This is a genomic window from Dinoroseobacter sp. S76 (assembly GCF_049801095.1).
GTDB lineage: Bacteria > Pseudomonadota > Alphaproteobacteria > Rhodobacterales > Rhodobacteraceae > Dinoroseobacter.
Window position 1 is genome coordinate 597,740 of the sequence record NZ_JBNAGH010000003.1, and the last position, 20,114, is coordinate 617,853.

Sequence of the window (20,114 nt, forward strand, 5' to 3'; positions counted from 1 at the left end):
TCGTAACTCCCCTCAGGACATGGTTGCGCACGCCCGGATATCAAGCGCTCCGCACGGGTGATTTCATCGTGACCAACTCTTCGGAGATGGTCGGATGCACCGCGCAGACCCTGTCGAAATCCGCTTTCGTCGCCCCCATTTTCACTGCAATCCCGGCAAGCTGGATCATCTCGCCAGCATGATCGGCCACGATGTGGCAGCCCAGAACCTTGTCCGTGGCCTTGCTGACCACGAGCTTCATGAGCACCCGGTCGGACTTTCCGGCAAAGGCGCCCTGCATCGCCCGGAAGGAGGTACAGTAGATATCCACCGGTTCCTGCTCGCGGGCCTGTTCTTCGCTCAGACCGATCGTCCCGAGCTCGGGCTGGGTAAAGATCGCCGACGGGATCAGGTCGTGATCGGGCTTTGTTGGGTTGCCTTTAAACACCGTCTCGACAAACGCCATGCCCTCGCGGATCGCCACGGGCGTCAGCTGCACCCGGTTGGTCACATCGCCAATGGCATAGATCGAGGGGATGTTGGTCTGGGAATAGTCATCAACGACCACCTCCCCGCGGCGCCCGACGGCCACGCCCGCCTCCTCGAGACCCAGCCCCTGGGTCGAAGGGCTGCGCCCGGTGGCGAACATCACCTGATCGTAGACGCCTTCCTGCCCGTTGGTCGCCTTGACCCAAACCGGCCCACAAGCCGGCCCTGCCTCCGCAAGATCGGCGGCATCTTGTGCGGCGGCGCCCATGGCCGGATCCGTGCTGGTCAGGATCTGCGCGTTTTCTGCATCCGAAGCCGCGCGCATCTCGACAATATTCGTGCCCAGATGCAGGTTCACGCCCTTCTCGCGCATGGCCTCGGCCACGAGCCCCCGGGCCTCGTCATCAAAACCCCGCAGGATCTGCGCCCCGCGATAGTATTGCGTGACCTCCACCCCCAAGCCATTGAGAATGCACGCGAACTCGCAGGCGATATAACCGCCGCCGATGATCAGAACCGATTTCGGCAGGCTCTCAAGCTGGAAGATCTCATTCGACGTGATGCCCAGATGGGCATTCGGCAGATCCGGGCGCACCGGATAGCCGCCCGTCGCAACAAGGATGTGCTTGGCGGTCTTCGTCTCGCCCGAGGCGAGCTTCACCGTATGCGGGTCGACCAGCGTGGCGCGGCTGTCAAAGATCTCCACATCCGAGCCGTTCAGCAGGCTGCGATAGACCTCTTCCAGCCGGTTCAGTTCGGTATTCAGCTTGGTCCGGAAAGGAAGCCAATCGAAATCGCCGTCCTGGATGTCCCAGCCATAGGCGCGCGCCTCTTCCGGCATTTCGCCATAGCCCGAGGCGAACACCATCAGCTTTTTGGGAACACAGCCGCGGATCACACAGGTCCCGCCCATGCGGTACTCTTCGGCCAGCGCGACTTTGGCACCTTCGGCGGAGGCCACGCGCGCGGCCCGAACGCCACCGGAGCCTCCCCCGATGACAAACAAATCGTAGTCAAAACTCATGGGGTCGCTCCTGTCTTCCACGCCGACCCCACCCGGGTCAGTCGTTACTGGTCGGAGAATACGTTGCGCGCGCCCGGGACTTCAACCTGCTCTTGGTGCACGCTTCCGGCATTGATATCGCGCAGCTCGACACTGCCATCGCCCTTGCCGATCACCACGATGTCGCAAATGTCGAGGAAGAGCCCGTTCTCCACCACACCCGGCAGCTGGTTCAGCACGAGCGAGAGCTGGCGAGCATTTCCAATGCGTTGCAGATCCAGATCGACGATCACATTGCCCTCATCGGTGATATAGGGCGTGTCTCCATCCATGCGCAGGCGCGTCTCGCGCCCGGCCACATCGATGTTGATAAGGGTCTCTTCGATCAGGGTCTTGGTGGTCTCCCAGCCAAATTTGATCACCTCCACCGGCAGGGGGAAGGCCCCCAGCGTGGCCACGGCCTTGGACGAATCAGTGATCACAATCATCTGGTCCGAGGCTGTCGCGACGATCTTTTCCTGCAAAAGCGCGCCACCACCGCCTTTGATCAGGTTCAGCCCCGGGTCAAACTCATCCGCGCCATCAATGGTCAGATCGAGCCATTTGACATCATCCAGGGTTGTTACCGTCAGGCCCAGTTCCCGGGCGAGCTCTGCCGTACGGGTCGAGGTCGCCACACAGGTGATCTGCATCCCTTCTTCGGCCACCACTTCGGCCAGATGGCGCACCATCCAGGCCGCGGTCGAGCCCGTGCCAAGGCCAACCCGCATGCCGTCTTCGATAAACCCGACAGCGCGTTTTGCCGCGACGTATTTTGCGCGATCAATTGGGGACAATTCTCCGGACATAGGGCCTGCTCCTCGACGGTCACGGGCCGCTTATGGGACAAAAGCGCGCGATGCGCGAGACCATGGAGCGATTTTCCTGAAATTCTCGTGAGGACCGGCGGACTCATGCGTGTTTTTCAGGCCAAACATCCGATTGCCGCCGGTAATCGATCATTTGGCCGAGGCAGTCCGCCGGCGCGATGACCAGACAGCCCGGATCCGAGGCCTCCAGCGTGACCCGCCCTGCGGTCACGATATTGGACGTCCCGATCCGGTCGCGCGGATCCAACCACTCGGCCGTCAGCGGCCAGCGCACCCCAGTAGAGGTCACGCGCACCGGCTGGAGCGGGAAAAATGACAGCCGCGTGTCCACAGCCAGGCGCATCACCCCGCGCGGCGGGGCGAGTGTCACCACGTCCGTCTCAGACAGGAGCAGCACCTTGAGATGGGCGTAGCGCAGGAGAGTGTGAAAGCAGGCCAGCTCGTGATCCACCCGCCCCCCGAGGAACCCCACGCCGAGGGCCAGATCCGCCGGGACCGTCCGCAACGCCTTGTCGAAATCCGTGCTCTCCTGCTCGGCAATATGCGTGACGGGGACGTCCGCGAACGCCTCCGGCAGGGCCTCTGGCTGGCTGTCGAGATCGCCGAGAATCCGGGTCGGACGGGTCGAGATCGCCGCCGCATGGGACACCCCGCCATCCACCGCAACGAGAATCGGTGCCGCAGCCAAGGCCGCCTGAATCACCGGACCCGGCGCCGGCCCAGCACCCAAATATGTCACGAATGTGGCGGAATTTTTCGGGAGTTGGGCCATTTCATGACCATTTTCCGAGGCTTGCCAAACTTCAACCATAATTGCCGAAAATTAGGGAATTTTTCTTGTTTTTGTTTGTGAAATGGAAATTGCAGCCCGTATTTTATGTCAGCTGGCTCGGGGGAAGGAAGTGAGCAGGCACATGCAAGATTCGAACAAGATCCTGACGGTCTCTTACGGGACCTTCTCCTGCACGCTTGAAGGGTTCGAGGATCCCTTCTCCGCGATGAAGGATATTGCGGAGTATTTTCGCGATCTGGCCGCCGAGGATCGCTACTTCGGAGCTGAGCCGCCGACCCCGGATGCACAGATGCTGCAAAGCATCGCCCAGCGCCGCGCCGCGACCAGTGTGGATGCTGATCTGCGTGACGGTGCCGTGCACCTGACCCAAACGCCACCCGAAGAGGATGCGCCCGACGCTGCCGAACCGGTGCTTGAGGATGAGGATACGTCGTCGCTTTGGGAGCCGCCCGCCCCGGAGGAACCCGAGCCCGATACGCCGGAGCTGCCGATTGCCGTATCCGAGCCCGAAGAGGTCGCGACTGCGGATCCCGATCCCTGGCATCGGCACGAAGATGTCACAGCACTCTTCCAGATCCCTTCCACGGACCTTCCCGCGCCCGAACCGAGCGCTGAGCCAGCGCCAGACCTCTCCACCACCGGGCTCAGCGCCTCCAGCATCGCCGCGAAGCTGCAGCGCATTCGCTCGGTCGTTGCCGCCAATACCGTGGACAGCACTGCTGAGCTCGAAGCGCGCTTCGATGTCGAGGATACGGATGACCTGACCGATGAGGTCACCTTCGCAGTGCCTGCCCAAGTAGTGGCCATGCCAATGGCTGAGGCTGAGGCTGAGGCTGAGGCTGAGGCTGAGGCTGAGGCTGAGGCTGAGGCTGAGGCTGAGGCTGAGGCTGAGGCTGAGGCTGAGGCTGAGGCTGAGGCTGAGGCTGAGGCTGAGGCTGAGGCTGAGGCTGAGGCTGAGGCTGAGGCTGAGGAAGCGTGGTCCGCGCCCGAAGCACCCGCAATAGCTTATGCTGAAGACGATCTGAGTTCAGACGATGCCGTCTCTGCGCTGTTGGCGGAAAACGCGGGGGCCGTCGATGCCTTCGACGCGGATCTACCAACGCAAGATCTGGAAGAAGAGAGCCCGTCGGATACGCAATCGGATGAGCATGATCCCTTCACAGGCGAAGCTCAGGGATTCGACGGCGAGACAGATATTGACGGCGAAGACCTTGAAGAGGAGGACGTGATCGCCACCACGCTGGCAATGCTGGATGAGACGGATTTTGAGGAAAGCGTCTCTGAGACAGAGGCCTCTGAGGACGATCCGGAGATTGCTGAAACTTCGGAGACAGAAGACGCACACGAAGATCATGCGGAGGAATGCGAAGCGGCCACGGAAGACACGCTGCCCCCATTGGGCATCAAAAGCGCGGATCTCGAAGCGGCGGTTTCTCTGCTACGCAGCCGTGGCGCGGAGCGCCCGCAGGCGTTCCAACGCAGTGTCGAAGTGGCAGATGTCGAAGAGAGCACCTCACTTGCCGAACTTGATCATGAGGCCGGTGAGGAGGTCGCTTCAGCCCCTGCTGACACAGATCCAGATCTTGCGACCGCGGATCACGCTCCGCAGTTTGCGCCGATCGATGAAGCCGAAACTGTCGACCGCATCCTCGCCAAAACAGACGATGCACTGAATGAAGAAGGCGCGCAAAACCGGCGCAGTACGCTGAGCCACATCAAGGCGGCCGTGGCGGCGACCTTTGCGGATCGCCTGATGCCTGGGAAACTCAAGCGCAGAAACCAACTCGAAGAAGCAGACGAAGATGTGGCGCGCGCTTTCGAGGAGCATCCTGAGACGGGCGCCACCCTTAGCGGCGAGACAATCTCCGAAGAGCCCGCGCCAGACCCTGTCGCCACGGACATTGAGGATGCGATCGAAGGGGCAGCGGTCGACGCTGACCATACCTCGGAGCACAACGGCCCTCCGCCACTCGTCTTGGTGCCGCAAGCCCGCGTGGATTGGGATGACACCGACCCGTCCGTGCGCCCGCGCCGGATCACCCGGACCGCTATCGCAGGTCAGGACAAGACCCGCGCGCTCGACACCGGCTTCGCGAACTACGCGGAATCCGTTGGCGCGAGCGAGTTGCATGAACTCCTCGAAGCCGCTGCGGCCTATCTGAGTGTCGTGGAAGGCAAAGCGCATTTCTCGCGCCCGGAAGTCATGCATATGGTAATGCGCCATGACCATGACCGCAGCTTCTCGCGCGAAGACTCCCTGCGAAGCTTCGGCGACCTCCTTCGCAACGGAACGATCGAGAAAATCGAACGGGGGCAGTTCGTTATCTCAACCGATTCCCGTTTTGTGGCGAATGGCTGAAACACAACCGGGCATCTCTTAGGACGCCCAATCACGCCGGCTTCAAGCCTGAGCTCGACCGCCTAATCGAGCGGATCCCTAGACGCTAGGCGTCGTCGCGCGGTTGATCCGGGTCTGCTTGCCCGATCCCCTTGAAAACGAATTTGAAGGGCACCGCCCAGAGGATGCCCAACCCGACATACACCGCCAACTCTACCCAGAAGGGCGGCCGGTCGAGCAAGTTCATGATGGTCACCGCAGCAACGATATAGGCGGGCAACCCCAGGAGCAGGATCACCAGCGACCATCGCCGCCGCGCTTTATAGGAAAGAGCCATCACACCACCCGAGTTCAATCCGCGAAGGGATCGGTCACAAGGATTGTGTCGTCCCGTTCAGGTGATGTGGAAAGTAGCGCCACCGGACACTGGATCAACTCCTCGATCCGGCGCACGTACTTCACCGCATTCCCCGGCAGATCCGCCCAGCTGCGCGCACCCTCGGTGCTGTCAGACCAGCCGTCGATCTCTTCATAAACCGGCTTGCAGCGCGCCTGCTCTTCAGCCGCTGTCGGCAGATAATCGAGCGTCTTGCCGTCAAGCTCATAGCCCACGCAGATCTTCAGGGTCTCGAACCCGTCGAGCACATCGAGCTTGGTGAGCGCGATCCCGTTCACCCCGGAGGTTGCGCAGGTCTGACGCACAAGGGCCGCGTCGAACCAACCGCAGCGCCGCTTGCGCCCGGTCACGGTCCCGAACTCGCGCCCGCGTTCACCCAGCCGCTGACCATGGTCATTGTCGAGCTCGGTCGGGAACGGCCCCTCCCCCACGCGGGTCGTGTAGGCTTTCACGATACCCAGCACATAATCGATGGAGCCCGGCCCGATCCCCACGCCCGTGGCCGCTTGACCGGCGATCACATTGGACGAGGTCACGAAAGGGTAGGTTCCGAAATCGATATCAAGCAGCGCCCCTTGCGCCCCTTCAAAGAGGATCCGGTGCCCCGCCTTGCGCTTCTCGTTCAGAACCTTCCAGACCGGCGCGGCATATTCGAGAATGGCCGGCGCGATCTCCCGCAGTTGCGCGATCAGCGCGTCGCGGTCCACCGGCGAAATCCCCAAGCCCTTGCGCAGCGGATCGTGGTGCTGCAGCGCGCGGTCCACCCGCGCCTCGAGCGTCGCGTCATCGGCCAGATCAGCCACGCGCACCGAGCGGCGGCCAACCTTGTCCTCATAGGCCGGGCCGATCCCGCGCCCGGTGGTTCCGATCTTGGTGCCCTTGGAGGCCGCCTCTTCCCGCGCGCGGTCCAGCTCGCCATGGATCGGCAGGATGAGCGGCGTGTTCTCGGCAATCATCAGCGTCTCAGGGGTGATATCCACGCCTTGCGAGCGGATCTGCTCGATCTCTTTCACGAGGTGCCAGGGGTCGAGCACGACCCCGTTGCCGATCACCGACAACTTGCCGCCCCGCACCACACCCGAGGGCAGCGCGTTCAACTTGTAGACCTTGCCGTCAATCACAAGCGTGTGGCCTGCGTTATGTCCGCCCTGGAACCGTGCGATCACATCCGCGCGTTCCGAGAGCCAGTCCACGATCTTGCCCTTGCCCTCGTCGCCCCATTGCGCGCCCACGACCACTACGTTCGCCATCTCGGCCCTCACTTCGTGTTTCAGGAAACCCGCGCCGGTATATCCATGCCGGTCCTGTGGGGAAACCGCAAAATGCGCGGCGCGGGCGCGCAGCACTGGACGCGGGGGGCGGTATTTGGCAGCAGGGGCACCATCGAGCGCGAAAACGAGGGACGAAGATGGACATTCTGATCCGCTGGCTGGCGGCATTTCTGCTGCTGGCGGCCACCTATAACCCGACGGATTTCAACTATATCCGCTGGGCTCTGGGCAATCACGAGGCGCAGCTTTCGGTGGTGGTCCTGCTCGGGCTGCTCCTGACCGTCGGCTATATCATCTTTCTGCGCGCGACCCTGCGCTCCATCGGGCTCTTCGGAATGATCCTGATCGCGGCGATTTTCGCGGCGCTGATCTGGGTTCTCTACGATCTGGGTCTGCTCAGCCTCGAGAATCCGGGCGTGCAGACCTGGCTGGGGATCCTCGCGCTCTCGATCGTGCTGGGCGTGGGCCTGAGCTGGAGCATCGTGCGCCGCCGGCTCAGCGGACAGGCGGATGTGGATGACGTGGACGCCTGAGACATCTGAGGGCTTGCGAGCCGGTCCCGGACGCCTTAGGTAGCCGGGGTCCGCATAACGAGGCCGAACCGTCCATGGAAAACGTCATTCTGATCGTCCACCTGCTCTTGGCGCTTGCGCTGATTGGCGTGGTGCTCCTGCAGCGCTCCGAAGGGGGCGGTCTGGGCATGGGCGGCGGTGGCGGCGGCGGTGCCATGACCGGGCGCTCGGCAGCGACGGCGCTGGGCAAGATGACCTGGCTCTTGGCGATTGCCTTTATCGGCACCTCGATCACGCTGACGATCCTGGCTGCGGCGAACTCGAACAACGCTTCCGTGCTGGACCGGCTGACCGATCAGCCCGTGCCGCCCCCGGTTGAGCAGAACGATCTTCTGCCCCCGGCCTCGGACCTGCTGCCGCCTGCGGCCAGCGACCAGCCCCTGCTGCCGCCGCGCGCGGAGTAGACCCTACTTCTAGGGAAAAAGTTAACGCGGACCGCAGGATATAGCGGTCCGGTTGCCAAAGCGGGACGAATCCTTTACAGGTTAAATCCCGTGGAGACACGGGTTCAGGGGCCTCGAATCCCCTGCATCCTTTCCAAAATTTTGCAAGATCCCCGCGCGCAAACGGGGATGGACGGGAGAGCCGAGCCCAATGGCACGCTATGTTTTCATCACGGGCGGGGTTGTCTCTTCGCTGGGTAAGGGACTGGCCTCTGCGGCCCTCGGCGCGCTGTTGCAGGCGCGCGGGTTCTCGGTCCGGCTGCGCAAGCTGGACCCCTATCTCAACGTCGATCCCGGCACCATGAGCCCGTTCGAGCATGGGGAGGTGTTCGTCACCGATGACGGGGCCGAGACCGATCTCGACCTGGGCCATTACGAGCGCTTCACCGGCGTGGCCGCACGGCGCACTGATTCCGTCAGCTCCGGCCGGATCTATTCAAATGTTCTCGAGAAAGAGCGCCGCGGTGACTATCTCGGCAAGACGATCCAGGTCATTCCGCACGTAACCAACGAGATCAAGGATTTCATCGATATCGGCGATGATGAGGTCGATTTCATGCTCTGCGAGATCGGCGGCACCGTGGGCGATATCGAGGGCCTGCCGTTTTTCGAGGCGATCCGCCAGTTCGGGCAGGACAAGCCCCGCGGGCAGTGCATCTTCATGCATCTCACGCTGCTGCCCTGGATCGCGGCCTCGGGCGAGTTGAAGACAAAGCCGACCCAGCACTCGGTCAAGGAGCTCCGCTCGATCGGCATCGCGCCGGATGTGCTGGTCTGTCGCTCCGAGGGGCCAATCCCCCAGAAGGAGCGGGACAAGCTCGCCCTCTTCTGCAATGTGCGCCCGGAATCTGTGATCGCGGCACAGGATCTGAAATCGATCTACGAGGCGCCACTCGCTTATCACCGCGAGGGGCTCGATCAGGCGGTGCTCGACGCGTTCGGCATCTCGCCCGCCCCGAAGCCCGATCTGAGCGTCTGGCATGACGTGGCCGACCGGATCCACAACCCCGAGGGCGAGGTGACAGTCGCGATTGTCGGCAAATACACCCAGCTCGAGGACGCGTATAAGTCCATCGCCGAGGCTCTGACCCATGGCGGCATGGCCAACCGCGTGCGCGTCAAATCCAAATGGATCGATGCGGAGATTTTCGAGCGCGAGGACCCGGTCCCGCATCTCGAGAAATTCGACGCGATCCTCGTGCCCGGCGGCTTTGGCGAGCGTGGCACCGAGGGCAAGATCAAGGCCGCGCAATTCGCCCGCGAGCACAAGATCCCCTATCTGGGGATTTGCCTCGGCATGCAGATGGCCGTGATCGAAAGCGCGCGGAACCTCACGGATCTCACCGATGCGGGCTCCGAGGAATTCGACCACGAGGCCGGCAAGCGCCGCTTCACGCCGGTGGTCTATCATCTGAAGGAATGGGTGCAGGGCAACCACAAGGTCGAGCGCAAGGTTGATGATGACAAGGGCGGCACCATGCGGCTTGGCGCTTACACGGCGCAGTTGGTCGAAGGCTCCAAGGTCGCGGAGATCTATGGCAGCACCACGATCGAAGAGCGGCATCGCCATCGCTATGAGGTGGACATCAAGTACCGCGATCAGTTGCAGGCCGAGGGTCTGATCTTTTCCGGCATGTCTCCGGATGGCCGCCTGCCCGAGATCGTCGAGGTCAAGGATCACCCCTGGTTCATCGGTGTGCAGTTCCACCCGGAGCTGAAATCGAAGCCGTTTGAGCCGCATCCGCTCTTTGCGGATTTCGTGCGGGCCGCCAAGGATAACAGCCGTCTGGTGTGAGGAAACGGTGTCTGGGGGCTCTGCCCCCGGCGCAAAGCGCCTCCCCCGGAGTATTTTGAGAACAATGAGGGGGCGTGATGGAGCTGCCGTTTCATGTCTATGACGTGTTCACCGACACGCCGTTCACCGGGAACCCTCTGGCCATTGTCGAGGAAGCAGGCGGGCTGAGCACGGCACAGATGCAGACCATCGCGCGGGAGTTCAACCTGTCGGAGACGATCTTCGTGCAGCCGCCCGAGGATGCGACGCAGACCGCGCGGGTGCGGATTTTCTTTCCCACGGCTGAGATCGATTTTGCCGGGCATCCGACAATTGGCTGCGCGCTCCATCTCGCGGGGCAGCTAGGTCTCGACCATGTGGTTTTGGGCGAAAATGCCGGGCTGGTCCCGGTGGAGATAGCCGATGGGGTTGCGACGCTCTCGGCGCCGGTTCTGCCCCATCCCCATGGGCCGGATTGCGACCCTGCGCTCGCCGCACGGGCCGTGGGTCTGGACGCTCTGGGGTTTGCCAGTCATACCCCTGCGGTCTTTGCCGGTGGCCCGGCCTTTGTCTATCTGCCTGTGGCTGATCGCGAGGCCTTGCGCCGTGCCCGCCCCGTGGAGCCCTATTGGTCCCAGTTGATGGTGGCCTGTGACGTGGACAGCGCGTATCTCTATTGCCGGTCGTCTGACGGGTATGACGCGCGGATGTTCTCGCCCACCGCCGGGATCCCAGAGGATCCGGCGACCGGCTCGGCCAGTGCGATCCTTGCGGCGCAGCTTTTGGCCTCGGATGCGTTGTCCGAAGGCACGACCCACCTGACCCTGACCCAGGGCGAGGATATGGGTCGGCTCAGCCGGATCGGCTTCGAGGCGGAGGTCACCGATGGCGCGCTGTCCCGTGTCCGGATCTCCGGGTGCGCGGTCCCGATTTCCCGCGGGTTTATTCGCGTGACCTGATCCGAAACGCAGGAAAGCCGCGCTGAACTGCGCGGCCTCGTTGTGCTTCCAGTGACCAAGGACCCGCCCCTCGGGCAGGTGTTTCGTCAGAAAATGACGCGGATCAGCAGCAGGTTCGGCACGATCATCGCGAACCACAGGACGAACCATTTCGACGCGGTCGCGACCTTGCCGAACTTGCCGCCCCCCTGGGCCGCCTCGCCATAGCCCGCAGCCGCCGCCATCCAGGCATAGCCCGAGGCTTCCTTGCGTCGCTTCTCTGCCTCGATCGAGGCGAGTGCGGCGGCGTGCTTCTCGGCATAGGGGTTGTCGGTATAGGCGCGCTGGCGGTCTTCGAGATTGGACATGGTCTCTCCATTTGGTCTGGTAGGGGGGTACATGTGGCGCGCATGCGCAGGGTCAAGTTTCCCGCGCGCCCCTTGTTGCCGCGGGTGGATTCGCGCAGGATTTCGCCATGTCTGCCCCGCCCCCCGAAACCCCGCATTTCTTTGGTTATGGCTCACTCGTGCATCGCGGCACCCATGGCTATCCCGTGCGGATGCAAGCGGAATTGCAGGGCTGGCGCCGGGTCTGGCGGCATTCGCGCCATCGCAAGGTGGCCTTCCTTTCGGCGGTGCGCGCGCCGGGCTCTCGCATCGCCGGATTGGTCGCCGCCGTGCCGGGCGCGGATTGGGCGGCGCTCGACGCGCGGGAACGCGCCTATAACAGGATCCGGCTCGGTCCGGAGGCGCAGCAGGATGCCCGGGAGCTCGACCTGCATGTCTATGAGGCGCGGGCCGAGCATCTCGACGCCCCGGAGCTGCGGCATCCGATCCTGCTCAGCTATCTCGATACGGTGATCGGCGGCTATCTGGCGGAGTTCGGCGAGACAGGGGCCGAGGCGTTCTTTGCGACGACCGATGGCTGGGACGGGCCCGTCCTGAACGACCGGGCGGCGCCGATCTATCCGCGGGCGCAACCGCTGGAGGCAGGAGCGCGGGACCTCGTGGACAGCGCGCTCGCGTGCCTATCGGCGCAGGTGCAAGAGCCCGAGGAGGCGGGCCTGACGGGCGAACGGCGCGCGCTCTGAACTGCCCGGTTCGGCCATGACGCGCCGCGCCAGCCAGACGGCGAGCCCGCCGAAAAACACACCGCCGAGCGCTTGACCGATCAGCACCCCCTCCGCCCCGAACCAGAGCGCGCCGAGCATCACGAAAGGAACCGTGCCGATCGTGTGCCGCCCCCAGTTGAGCCAGGTCGAATAGAAGGGATGACCAAGATTGTTGAAGGCCGCATTGGCCACAAAGAGCGCGCCGTTGAAGAAAAAGGCCAGGGCCAGCGGTCCGCAGAAGAGGTAGACCAGCGCGCGCGCCTGGCCCGAGGCCTGGAAGAGGTCCGCAAGCGGCGCTCGTGCCAGATAGAGCAGCAGCGCCGCAGCCAGCACGTAGAGCGCCGTGAACAGCAACCCGTCGCGAAAAGCGCGCTGCACCCGGTCCCCGCGCTGCGCCCCGTAATTCTGGCCGATGATCGGTCCGATCGCCCCCGAAAGCGCAAAGATCACGCCGAACGCCACCGGTGTCAGGCGCGAGACCATGGCAAGCCCCGCCACCGCATCGGGCCCGAACTCCGCCATGGCGCGGGTCACATAGGCCTGCCCAAGCGGCGTGGCGAGCTGGGTCAGGATCGCAGGCGCAGCGATCGTCAGATGCGGCCCCAGATCCAGCGCAAGGCAGCGCAGGTCCGGTCGGATCAAGCCGCCATATTCCTGAAAGATCGGTCGCAAGGCCACCGCAGCAATCGCAATCCGCGCTGCCACGGAGGCGAGCGCGGCGCCCACAAGCTCCAGGTCCAGCACGAAGATCAGGATCGGATCGAGCACGCCATTGACCAGCGAGCCCCAGATCGTGGCCATCATCGCCGCTCGCGCCGCGCCATGGGCCCGCAGGATCGCCCCGCCGGCCATGCCGATCATCAAAAGCGGAAGGCTTGGCACCACGATCTGCAGATAGAGCACAGCCAGATCCGCGGTCGCCCCCTCCGCCCCGATCATCTGCACCAAGAGATCGAGATTGAGCCAAACCAGCGCCGCAAAGATCGCCCCAAAGAGCACGCCGTAAATCAGAGAGGTAGAGGCCCGTTGCCGGGCGAGATCCTCGTCCCCTGCCCCGAGCGCCCGGGCGACCAGCGCGCCGGTCGCGATGGCCACGCCGATCCCGAAGGAGGTGGTGAAGAACAGGATCGCGCCCGCATAGCCCACGGCCGCGGCCAGCTCGGCCTGCCCCAGCATGGCGATGAAGATCATGTCGAGAAAATCGACGAAGAACACCGCCACAAGCCCGACCGACGCGGTCAGGGACATCACGGTGACATGGCGAAAGAGATTGCCTGTCAGGAATTTGGCGGCTTCGGCCATGGCGCCTCCGGGGGTCGATTGAGCCTAGCGAGCCCGCCGCCCCCTGTCTAACCCGAAGCCACCGCTGGGGTGGTCGCCGGGCTCAGAGCGTCGGTTTCTTTTGCAGAAGCCGCATCACATCCGCCATTTCCGGACCACGGTCGAGGCCCGTGACCGCGCGGCGCAGCGGCATGAAGAGCCCCTTGCCCTTGCGGCCCGACGCCTCTTTGACCTCGGCGGTCCAGCTCGACCATGTGTCCGGGCCATAGGGCGGCTCCGGCAGACGGGCAAAGGCATCGGCGACAAAATCGCGATCCTCATCGGCCACTTTCGGCGCCCCGCCATCGCGGAAGAGATGCCACCAGCCCGGCAGATCCGCGCGGGTGGTGATATTGGCGCGCGCCACGTCCCAGAAGGTCTCTGCAAGCTCCGCCGGCACGCCAAGGCCAGCGATCTCCGCGGCCATATCCGCGAAGGGCACCCCATGCAGGAACCGCGCGGTCAGCGGCAAGAGGTCGTCGCGGTCAAACTTCGTCGGCGCAGACCCGAAGCTGCTCAGGTCGAACCCCTCGATCAGCGCATCGAGACTGTCCACCAGCTCCACCGGCTGCGAGGAACCGAGCCGCGCCATCAGGCTCAGAAGCGCCATGGGCTCGATCCCATCGGCGCGCAGATCGCGTAGAGCCAGCGTGCCGAGGCGTTTCGACAGCGCCTCGCCCTGGGGCCCGGTCAGCAGCGAGTGGTGGGCAAACTCCGGATGCCCGTGGCCGAGGGCCGCCATGATCTGGATTTGCGTGGCGGTGTTCGTCACATGGTCCGAGCCGCGCACCACATGGGTCACGCCCATTTCGGTGTCATCCACCACCGACGCAATCGTATAGAGCACCTGCCCATCGCCCCGGATCAGCACCGGATCCGAGACCGAGGCCGCGTCGATCGACAGATCCCCGAGGATCCCGTCCGTCCAGGCGATCCGCTCATGATCCAGCTTGAACCGCCAGACCCCCTGCCCCCGCTCGGCGCGCAGCGCGGCCTTCTCGTCCTCCGACAGGGCCAGTGCCGCGCGGTCATAGACCGGGGGCTTGCCCATGTTCAGCTGCTTCTTGCGCTTGAGGTCCAGCTCGGTCGGCGTCTCGAACGCCTCATAGAACCGACCCGCCGCGCGCAGGGCATCGGCGGCCTCCGCATAGCGATCCAGCCGCTTGGACTGGAACTCGATCCGGTCCCAGGTGATCCCGAGCCAGCTCAGATCCTCCTGGATCGCGTCCACATATTCCGGCTTGGAGCGCTCCGGATCCGTGTCATCGATGCGCAGGATGAACGTCCCGCCCGCCTTGCGGGCAATCATGTAGTTGAACAGCGCGGTGCGCAGATTGCCCACATGAAGGTAGCCGGTGGGCGACGGCGCGAAACGGGTGGTGGTCATGGTGGTCTCCTTGCCCGGTCCCTTTCCATACTCCCGCGCCATTGTCCACGCAGTTTGCCGCAGGCCCGGCGCCGCAGGGTGTTTGACAATTCCGTTAACTTCCCCTCCCATAGCCGGGCCGAACTTTGGGAGGAGGGAGGACATGGCCGCTGAAACAGGCGACCAGAGGTGACGGGGTTTCTGCATGACCTGATCGTGTCGGCCTCGAACACATCTCACTGGACCCGGGACGGAGAGACCTACGCGACACTGCGGGACGAGGTGGCGGCGCTGGCCGAGACCCTGCGCCTGCGCGGGGTGCATCCGGGCGACCGGGTGATGCTGATCACGGAGACCTGCCCGGCGGCCATCCGCGCCATCCTCGCGCTCAGCCGTCTCGGGGCGACCGTGGCGCCAGTGAACGCGCGCCACACAGGGGCCGAGATCGCAGCCCTGCGCGAGCATCTTCAGCCCCGCGCTGTTTTGATCACCCCCGACACCTCGCCCGAGGCTGCTGCCCATGGCACCGCACTCGGCGCCGCCCCTCTGACCGATGGGGTGGTGATGAGCGCGCCGGATCCCGTCCCGCCCTCAGCCTGCCCCGATCGGCCCGAAGATCGGATCGCCGCGATCCTCTACACCACCGGCACGACCCAGAGCCCGAAGGGCGTCATGCTCAGCCATGCCAATCTCTGCTGGAACGCGCGGACTTCGGCGGATTTGCGGGACATGGTGGCTGGCGATCTCGTGCTCGCCGTCCTGCCGATCACCCATATCTTCGGCTTTGCCTCCGTCGTCCTCTCGGCGCTGGCCACAGGCGCGCGGCTCTGGCCCATGGCGCGGTTCGAGCCCGGCGAGGTCGCCGCCGCACTGGCCGCAGGCGTGTCGGTCTTCCCCGGCGTACCGCAGATGTATGCCCGTCTGATCACCGAAACCGAGGCCGCGCCCGCACCGAACCTGCGCTACCTCTCGGCGGGCGGCGCGCCGCTCGATCCCGATTGGAAGACCCGGATCGAGGCGCGCTATGGCCTGCCCCTGCATAATGGCTACGGGATGACAGAGGCGAGCCCGGGGATTTGCGCCACCCGCCCGGCCAGCCCGCGCGCGGATATCTCCGTGGGGACAGCCTTGCGCGATGTGGATCTGCGGCTCTGCCCCGATGGCGCGCTTGAGGTACGCAGCCCCGGGGTGATGCGCGGCTATTTCCGCGACCCGCTGGCAACCCGAGGGGCCCTGACCCCCGATGGCTGGCTGCGCACCGGGGATCTGGCCCGGATCGCACCGGACGGGGCCGTGCATATTCTGGGGCGCTCCAAGGAGCTGATCATTCGCGGCGGCTTCAACATCTATCCGCCCGAGGTCGAGGCTGCCCTCTCGCTGCATCCGGATGTGGCGCAAGCCGCCGTGATCGGGAGGCCCACCGGCGGCGATGAGAAGGTTCTGGCCTTCGTCCAGACCACCGCCCCCCTGCGCGAAGCCACACTGCAGGACTGGTTGCGGCCCCGGCTGGCGCCCTACAAGATCCCGGCGCGGATTCTCGTGGTCGACAGCCTGCCCACTGCCCCCACGGGCAAGATCCTCAAACACCGGCTTCTGGACGTCTTCGCCCCGGAGCTCGACCTCGACGCGGAGAGCCCATGCCCGGCCCAGTAACTGTCACGAAGACCGGCAAGGTGGCGCGGATCGCGCTCAACAACCCGCCGGTCAATGCTGCCTCCCACGCCCTGCGTCTCGCCCTGACCGAGGTGGTCCAGAGCCTTGACGCGGATCCGGAGGTCGCGGTGATCGCCCTCTATGGCGAGGGGCGCGGCTTCATCGCCGGTGCAGATATCCGCGAGTTCGGCAAGCCGCCCCAAGCCCCGCTTTTGCCCGAGGTCTGCCTCGTGCTGGAGCGCTGCGCGACCCCGGTGATCTCGATCCTCCATGGCGCGACTCTGGGCGGCGGTTTCGAAGTCGCGTTGGCCACCCATGCGCGGATCGCCCTGCCCGGCGCGCTTTTCGGCTTTCCCGAGGTCACGCTCGGCATCCTGCCCGGCGCAGGCGGAACCCAACGCGCGCCCCGGCTTGCGGGGCTGGCCCCGTCTCTCGACCTGATCACCACCGGGCGGCGGATCGGAGCAGATGACGCGCTGGGGTACGGGCTGATCGACCAGATCCGGGAGGGCACGCCCGCAGATCTCGCCCTTGAGATGGCCGAGGCCGTGCTGTCGGGAGATTTGCCCACCCGGGTGACCGCTGCGCAAGAGGTGGCGGCAGACCCCGCCGCGCTGGACGCCGCTCGGGCCAAGGCCGAAGCCTCGCCGCTCTTTGCGCCGCTGAAATGCGTGGAGGCGGTTGCGGCCAGCGCCCTGCCTCTGGACGAAGGCCTCGCCCGGGAGAGGGCCCTCTTCGACGACTGCATGGCCTCGCCCCAGCGCGCGGCGCTTATCCACGCCTTCTTCGCCGAACGGGCCGTGACCAAGATACCGGAAGCCGAAGCGACCCAGCGCGACATCCACACCACCGGCGTGCTGGGCGCGGGCACGATGGGGCGGGGCATCGCCACCGCGCTTCTGATGGCCGGGCTGCCTGTGACGCTGGTAGAGCCCAACAAGACGGTACGCGCCGAGGCGCTGGACTGGATCCGCAAAACCCTCGACGGGGCCGTGACGCGCGGCAAGCTCGCCTCGGCTGACGACACGCTGGCGCGGCTGCAGATCGCGACGGATCTGGACGCGCTGGCTCAGGTCGATCTGGTGATCGAGGCTGTGTTCGAGGATCTGGACCTCAAGCAAGAGGTGTTCCGCAAGCTCGATGCGACCTGCAAACCGGGCGCGATCCTCGCCACCAACACCTCCTATCTCGATATCAACCTGATCGCGGCGGCCACCGCACGCCCGGCGGATGTGATCGGCCTGCATTTCTTTTCCCCCGCCCATATCATGCGCCTGCTCGAAGTGGTGGTCGCCCGCGACACCGCACCAGACGTCGTGCGCACGGGCTTCGCGCTCGCCAAGCGCCTGCGCAAGATCGCGGTCCACGCCGGGGTCTGCGACGGCTTCATCGGCAACCGCATGCTGGCGCGCGTCCGGGCCGAGGCAGATGCGCTCGTGCTCGAAGGCGCCACCCCGTGGGAGGTGGACGCCGCGCTGGAAGCTACCGGTTTCGCCATGGGCCCCTTCGCGGTCTCGGATCTCGCCGGGCTCGATATCGGGCAGGCCGGGCGTCAACGGCGCGGGGAGGTCGCGCCGGTCTCAGACGCGCTCTGCGCCAAGGGTTGGTTCGGGCGCAAGACCGGACGAGGCTACTACCTGCACGACGGGAAGAGCCGGACACCAAACCCGGATGTGGAACCTCTGATCGAGGCTGCCCGCAGCACCCCGCCCCGCAGCTTTTCGCCGGAGGAGATCACCACCCGCTACCTGACCGCCATGGCCGCTGAGGGCGCACAGATCCTCAGCGAGGGCATCGCCCTGCGGCCGATCGACATCGATGCGGTCACGCTCTTTGGCTACGGCTTCCCACGCCATCTCGGTGGCCCCATGCATTGGGCGGATGCGGAGGGGCTCGGCACGTTGATCGACCGGCTGGGCAGCGGCGCGCCGGAAATCCTGCAGCAACTGCATCTGGAGGGGCGCAAGCTCGCCGATCTGAACTGAGCGGCGGCTAGTCGACAGGCAACCCGCTGGGCACCGTCTCCGGTCGCCCGAGCGGTCGGGCCTCTGCCGTGGCCCCTGTCAGCGCATGGAGAAACGCCACCAGATCCGCGATCTCGGCATCGGACAAGGCCACCGGCGTGATGTCCAGCACAGCCGCCTGGCGCGCGATCTCCGCCCGATCCGAGCGGATGACAAAATCAATCGCGGCGAGCCAAGGTACCTCCGGCAGGCGCGCCTCAGCCGTCTCCCAAGTCGCCCGCGCAGTTCCCGGATCCAGATGATGGCGCAGGATCCCCTCCAGCGTGGCGTAGGCCCCGTTATGCCCGTAAGGCCCCGTCAGCGCGACATTGCGCAGGGGCGGCGTGCGGAACCGGTAGGCATCCTCGAGCCGGTTACTCTCTCCCACCCGGCCCATATCCCGTGGGATCGGATCCCATTGCCGGGTCCGGCCCGGCCCAAAGGCCGGCAAACCCAGCGCATGAAACCCCTGATCGCTCAGAAGCGGGCCGGAATGGCAAGCAGCACAGCCCGCCGCCCCAAAGAACAGATCCTTGCCCCGCGCAGCCTCGGGGCTGAGCGCCTCCGCATCCCCCGCAAGATAGGCGTCAAAAGGGCTGTCGTAATTGGCCCATTCCGTGCCGATGAAGGCCGCCAGCGCATTGGCGATCTCGACAATCGTGACCTCTTCGGGCGCATCGATATGATCGAAAGCGCCCACAAACATCGCGCCATATTCCGGGATCGTCCGCACCCGCTTGGCCAGGATCGGCCAGGCCGCGTCGATCCGGTCATGGACTGCGCCCGCGATCTCATTCTCCTTGGGGTTCCCGGCCATCTCGAATTGCGCGACGAGCGGCAGCACGGCTTGCGCGGCCAGAATGCTCTCGAACCCCGAAGGCAGCCACTCCTGCGCTGGCGAGTTGAACCCGTTGCCATAGAGATCCGAGACCTCCAGCCGCCCGTCATGGAAGAGGACATCGACCTCCCGATGTCCGAGGTTCCACAAGGCTGGCGCGTTGCGCGGGATGCGCTTGCGGATCCGGTCCTCGCCCGTCCCCGCCGTGCGTTTCGGCCCCACACCGACCCCGCCTTCGCCGATCCCGAGGCTCAGCCCATCCGTGCCCCCATGGTCATGGTGATGGCAGGTCCCGCAGGAGATGTTTCTGTTGCCCGACAGGATCTTGTCGTAAAACAGAAGCTGACCGATCCGGGCCTGCTCCGGGTCGAATGCGTGAAAATCCTCCGGGCCGATCGGCTCCGGGAGCTCCGCCAGAGCGGGGCCTGCGAGAAGGAAAGCCAAGAGATGAAGACAGCGCTGCATGGGGCGATTTTGGCGCTCTTTATCGGAGTTTCAAGTCCAGCTTTTGCTGATCTGGAGCCTGCGCGCGATTTGATGGAGGAAGGCCGTTTCGCCCAAGCCAAGGAGCTGCTCTGGCCCGCGGCGCGCTCCGGGAATGCCGAGGCCGAGGAGCTGATCGGGGTGATGTATGCGCTGGGGCTCGGGGTCGAGCAGGACTATACCCGCGCGTTCGAATGGTATCTGCGCTCAGCCATGAAGGGCCATGCGGGCGCGCAATCGGGGGTCGGCTGGTACTACGAGGTTGGGCTTGGCATGCCCGGCCCGGATCTGGTGCGGGCCTATATGTGGTACGTACTGAGCGCGATTGGCGGCGACCCGGATGCTGCCGACAGCCAGGAAGAGGTCCGCAAGAAGATGACCGCCGATCAGGTCGCCAAAGCCCATGAGCTGGTCGATGACTACAAGGTCTGGATGTACCCGTTTCGGTGACCGAGACGGCCCACATCCGCGCGC

General features: G+C 64.9%; 18 protein-coding genes. 9 read left to right on the forward strand and 9 right to left on the reverse strand.

Annotated elements, in window-relative coordinates:
- Nucleotides 1-40 precede the first annotated feature (40 nt).
- The 3 genes from ACP153_RS12480 to ACP153_RS12490 form a co-directional block, all read right to left on the reverse strand.
- Nucleotides 41-1,492, reverse strand: a complete 1,452-nt coding sequence (locus tag ACP153_RS12480; protein WP_424971321.1) for an FAD-dependent oxidoreductase — start codon at nucleotides 1,490-1,492, stop codon at nucleotides 41-43.
- Between the two features lie 44 nt (nucleotides 1,493-1,536).
- Complete coding sequence (gene rpiA, locus ACP153_RS12485) at nucleotides 1,537-2,319, reverse strand: ribose-5-phosphate isomerase RpiA (RefSeq protein ID WP_424971322.1); 783 nt, start codon at nucleotides 2,317-2,319, stop codon at nucleotides 1,537-1,539.
- 103 nt (nucleotides 2,320-2,422) lie between these two features.
- The gene (locus tag ACP153_RS12490) at nucleotides 2,423-3,079 is read right to left on the reverse strand and encodes a thiamine diphosphokinase (RefSeq protein WP_424971323.1); all 657 of its coding nucleotides are present in this window, start codon (nucleotides 3,077-3,079) and stop codon (nucleotides 2,423-2,425) included.
- A 175-nt stretch (nucleotides 3,080-3,254) separates the two neighbouring features.
- On the opposite strand from ACP153_RS12490, the gene ACP153_RS12495 reads away from it, so the two are divergent.
- On the forward strand, nucleotides 3,255-5,492 hold the full coding sequence (locus tag ACP153_RS12495; RefSeq protein ID WP_424971324.1) for a hypothetical protein: 2,238 nt from the start codon (nucleotides 3,255-3,257) through the stop codon (nucleotides 5,490-5,492).
- 85 nt (nucleotides 5,493-5,577) lie between these two features.
- On the opposite strand, the gene ACP153_RS12500 is transcribed toward ACP153_RS12495, so the two are convergent.
- Both ACP153_RS12500 and ACP153_RS12505 read right to left on the reverse strand, forming a co-directional pair.
- Nucleotides 5,578-5,808, reverse strand: a complete 231-nt coding sequence (locus ACP153_RS12500; RefSeq protein ID WP_424971325.1) for a DUF2842 domain-containing protein — start codon at nucleotides 5,806-5,808, stop codon at nucleotides 5,578-5,580.
- A gap of 14 nt (nucleotides 5,809-5,822) precedes the next feature.
- Nucleotides 5,823-7,118, reverse strand: a complete 1,296-nt coding sequence (locus ACP153_RS12505; RefSeq protein ID WP_424971326.1) for an adenylosuccinate synthase — start codon at nucleotides 7,116-7,118, stop codon at nucleotides 5,823-5,825.
- 158 nt (nucleotides 7,119-7,276) lie between these two features.
- Here ACP153_RS12505 and ACP153_RS12510 point away from each other — a divergent pair, with 158 nt between their 5' ends.
- From ACP153_RS12510 to ACP153_RS12525, 4 genes are all read left to right on the forward strand, one after another.
- The gene (locus ACP153_RS12510; RefSeq protein WP_424971327.1) at nucleotides 7,277-7,672 is read left to right on the forward strand and encodes a DUF6524 family protein; all 396 of its coding nucleotides are present in this window, start codon (nucleotides 7,277-7,279) and stop codon (nucleotides 7,670-7,672) included.
- Between the two features lie 74 nt (nucleotides 7,673-7,746).
- Entirely contained in the window at nucleotides 7,747-8,115 is a 369-nt protein-coding gene (gene secG / locus ACP153_RS12515; protein ID WP_424971328.1) for a preprotein translocase subunit SecG, read from the forward strand.
- 190 nt (nucleotides 8,116-8,305) lie between these two features.
- Nucleotides 8,306-9,949, forward strand: a complete 1,644-nt coding sequence (locus tag ACP153_RS12520) for a CTP synthase (RefSeq protein WP_424971329.1) — start codon at nucleotides 8,306-8,308, stop codon at nucleotides 9,947-9,949.
- Between the two features lie 77 nt (nucleotides 9,950-10,026).
- Nucleotides 10,027-10,887: a PhzF family phenazine biosynthesis protein gene (locus ACP153_RS12525; protein ID WP_424971330.1), complete on the forward strand. Its 861-nt coding sequence runs from the start codon at nucleotides 10,027-10,029 to the stop codon at nucleotides 10,885-10,887.
- 86 nt (nucleotides 10,888-10,973) lie between these two features.
- Here ACP153_RS12525 and ACP153_RS12530 read toward each other — a convergent pair whose 3' ends face one another.
- Complete coding sequence (locus ACP153_RS12530) at nucleotides 10,974-11,234, reverse strand: hypothetical protein (RefSeq protein ID WP_424971331.1); 261 nt, start codon at nucleotides 11,232-11,234, stop codon at nucleotides 10,974-10,976.
- 107 nt (nucleotides 11,235-11,341) lie between these two features.
- On the opposite strand from ACP153_RS12530, the gene ACP153_RS12535 reads away from it, so the two are divergent.
- Nucleotides 11,342-11,956 carry a gamma-glutamylcyclotransferase family protein gene (locus ACP153_RS12535; RefSeq protein ID WP_424971332.1) on the forward strand — a complete coding sequence of 205 codons (615 nt, stop codon included), beginning with the start codon at nucleotides 11,342-11,344 and terminating at the stop codon, nucleotides 11,954-11,956.
- Here ACP153_RS12535 and ACP153_RS12540 read toward each other — a convergent pair.
- Nucleotides 11,894-13,279: an MATE family efflux transporter gene (locus ACP153_RS12540; RefSeq protein WP_424971333.1), complete on the reverse strand. Its 1,386-nt coding sequence runs from the start codon at nucleotides 13,277-13,279 to the stop codon at nucleotides 11,894-11,896. The two genes, ACP153_RS12535 and ACP153_RS12540, sit on opposite strands and share 63 nt — an antisense overlap.
- Before the next feature lie 82 nt (nucleotides 13,280-13,361).
- Nucleotides 13,362-14,684, reverse strand: a complete 1,323-nt coding sequence (gene gltX / locus ACP153_RS12545; protein WP_424971334.1) for a glutamate--tRNA ligase — start codon at nucleotides 14,682-14,684, stop codon at nucleotides 13,362-13,364.
- Between the two features lie 168 nt (nucleotides 14,685-14,852).
- Here gltX and ACP153_RS12550 point away from each other — a divergent pair, with 168 nt between their 5' ends.
- Together ACP153_RS12550 and ACP153_RS12555 are read left to right on the forward strand one after the other, a co-directional pair.
- Nucleotides 14,853-16,316 (forward strand): class I adenylate-forming enzyme family protein, encoded by a 1,464-nt coding sequence (locus tag ACP153_RS12550; protein ID WP_424971335.1) that lies wholly within the window; start codon nucleotides 14,853-14,855, stop codon nucleotides 16,314-16,316.
- Nucleotides 16,301-18,301, forward strand: a complete 2,001-nt coding sequence (locus ACP153_RS12555; RefSeq protein ID WP_424971336.1) for a 3-hydroxyacyl-CoA dehydrogenase NAD-binding domain-containing protein — start codon at nucleotides 16,301-16,303, stop codon at nucleotides 18,299-18,301. The genes ACP153_RS12550 and ACP153_RS12555 overlap by 16 nt, the downstream gene beginning before the upstream one ends.
- A gap of 7 nt (nucleotides 18,302-18,308) precedes the next feature.
- Here ACP153_RS12555 and ACP153_RS12560 read toward each other — a convergent pair whose 3' ends face one another.
- Nucleotides 18,309-19,622, reverse strand: a complete 1,314-nt coding sequence (locus tag ACP153_RS12560) for a cytochrome-c peroxidase (protein WP_424971337.1) — start codon at nucleotides 19,620-19,622, stop codon at nucleotides 18,309-18,311.
- Between ACP153_RS12560 and ACP153_RS12565 the strand changes: the two genes are divergently transcribed.
- Complete coding sequence (locus tag ACP153_RS12565; protein WP_424971338.1) at nucleotides 19,605-20,090, forward strand: tetratricopeptide repeat protein; 486 nt, start codon at nucleotides 19,605-19,607, stop codon at nucleotides 20,088-20,090. The two genes, ACP153_RS12560 and ACP153_RS12565, sit on opposite strands and share 18 nt — an antisense overlap.
- The last annotated feature ends 24 nt before the right edge of the window (nucleotides 20,091-20,114 follow it).

Bases quoted from the DNA above. Each gene is read 5' to 3' on its own strand.
- ACP153_RS12480 (WP_424971321.1), bottom strand. From the start codon at position 1,492: ATGAGTTTTGACTACGATTTGTTTGTCATCGGGGGAGGCTCCGGTGGC.
- rpiA (WP_424971322.1), bottom strand. From the start codon at position 2,319: ATGTCCGGAGAATTGTCCCCAATTGATCGCGCAAAATACGTCGCGGCA.
- ACP153_RS12495 (WP_424971324.1), top strand. From the start codon at position 3,255: ATGCAAGATTCGAACAAGATCCTGACGGTCTCTTACGGGACCTTCTCC.
- ACP153_RS12500 (WP_424971325.1), bottom strand. From the start codon at position 5,808: ATGGCTCTTTCCTATAAAGCGCGGCGGCGATGGTCGCTGGTGATCCTG.
- ACP153_RS12505 (WP_424971326.1), bottom strand. From the start codon at position 7,118: ATGGCGAACGTAGTGGTCGTGGGCGCGCAATGGGGCGACGAGGGCAAG.
- ACP153_RS12510 (WP_424971327.1), top strand. From the start codon at position 7,277: ATGGACATTCTGATCCGCTGGCTGGCGGCATTTCTGCTGCTGGCGGCC.
- secG (WP_424971328.1), top strand. From the start codon at position 7,747: ATGGAAAACGTCATTCTGATCGTCCACCTGCTCTTGGCGCTTGCGCTG.
- ACP153_RS12520 (WP_424971329.1), top strand. From the start codon at position 8,306: ATGGCACGCTATGTTTTCATCACGGGCGGGGTTGTCTCTTCGCTGGGT.
- ACP153_RS12525 (WP_424971330.1), top strand. From the start codon at position 10,027: ATGGAGCTGCCGTTTCATGTCTATGACGTGTTCACCGACACGCCGTTC.
- ACP153_RS12530 (WP_424971331.1), bottom strand. From the start codon at position 11,234: ATGTCCAATCTCGAAGACCGCCAGCGCGCCTATACCGACAACCCCTAT.
- ACP153_RS12535 (WP_424971332.1), top strand. From the start codon at position 11,342: ATGTCTGCCCCGCCCCCCGAAACCCCGCATTTCTTTGGTTATGGCTCA.
- ACP153_RS12540 (WP_424971333.1), bottom strand. From the start codon at position 13,279: ATGGCCGAAGCCGCCAAATTCCTGACAGGCAATCTCTTTCGCCATGTC.
- gltX (WP_424971334.1), bottom strand. From the start codon at position 14,684: ATGACCACCACCCGTTTCGCGCCGTCGCCCACCGGCTACCTTCATGTG.
- ACP153_RS12555 (WP_424971336.1), top strand. From the start codon at position 16,301: ATGCCCGGCCCAGTAACTGTCACGAAGACCGGCAAGGTGGCGCGGATC.
- ACP153_RS12565 (WP_424971338.1), top strand. From the start codon at position 19,605: ATGAAGACAGCGCTGCATGGGGCGATTTTGGCGCTCTTTATCGGAGTT.
- ACP153_RS12560 (WP_424971337.1), bottom strand. From the start codon at position 19,622: ATGCAGCGCTGTCTTCATCTCTTGGCTTTCCTTCTCGCAGGCCCCGCT.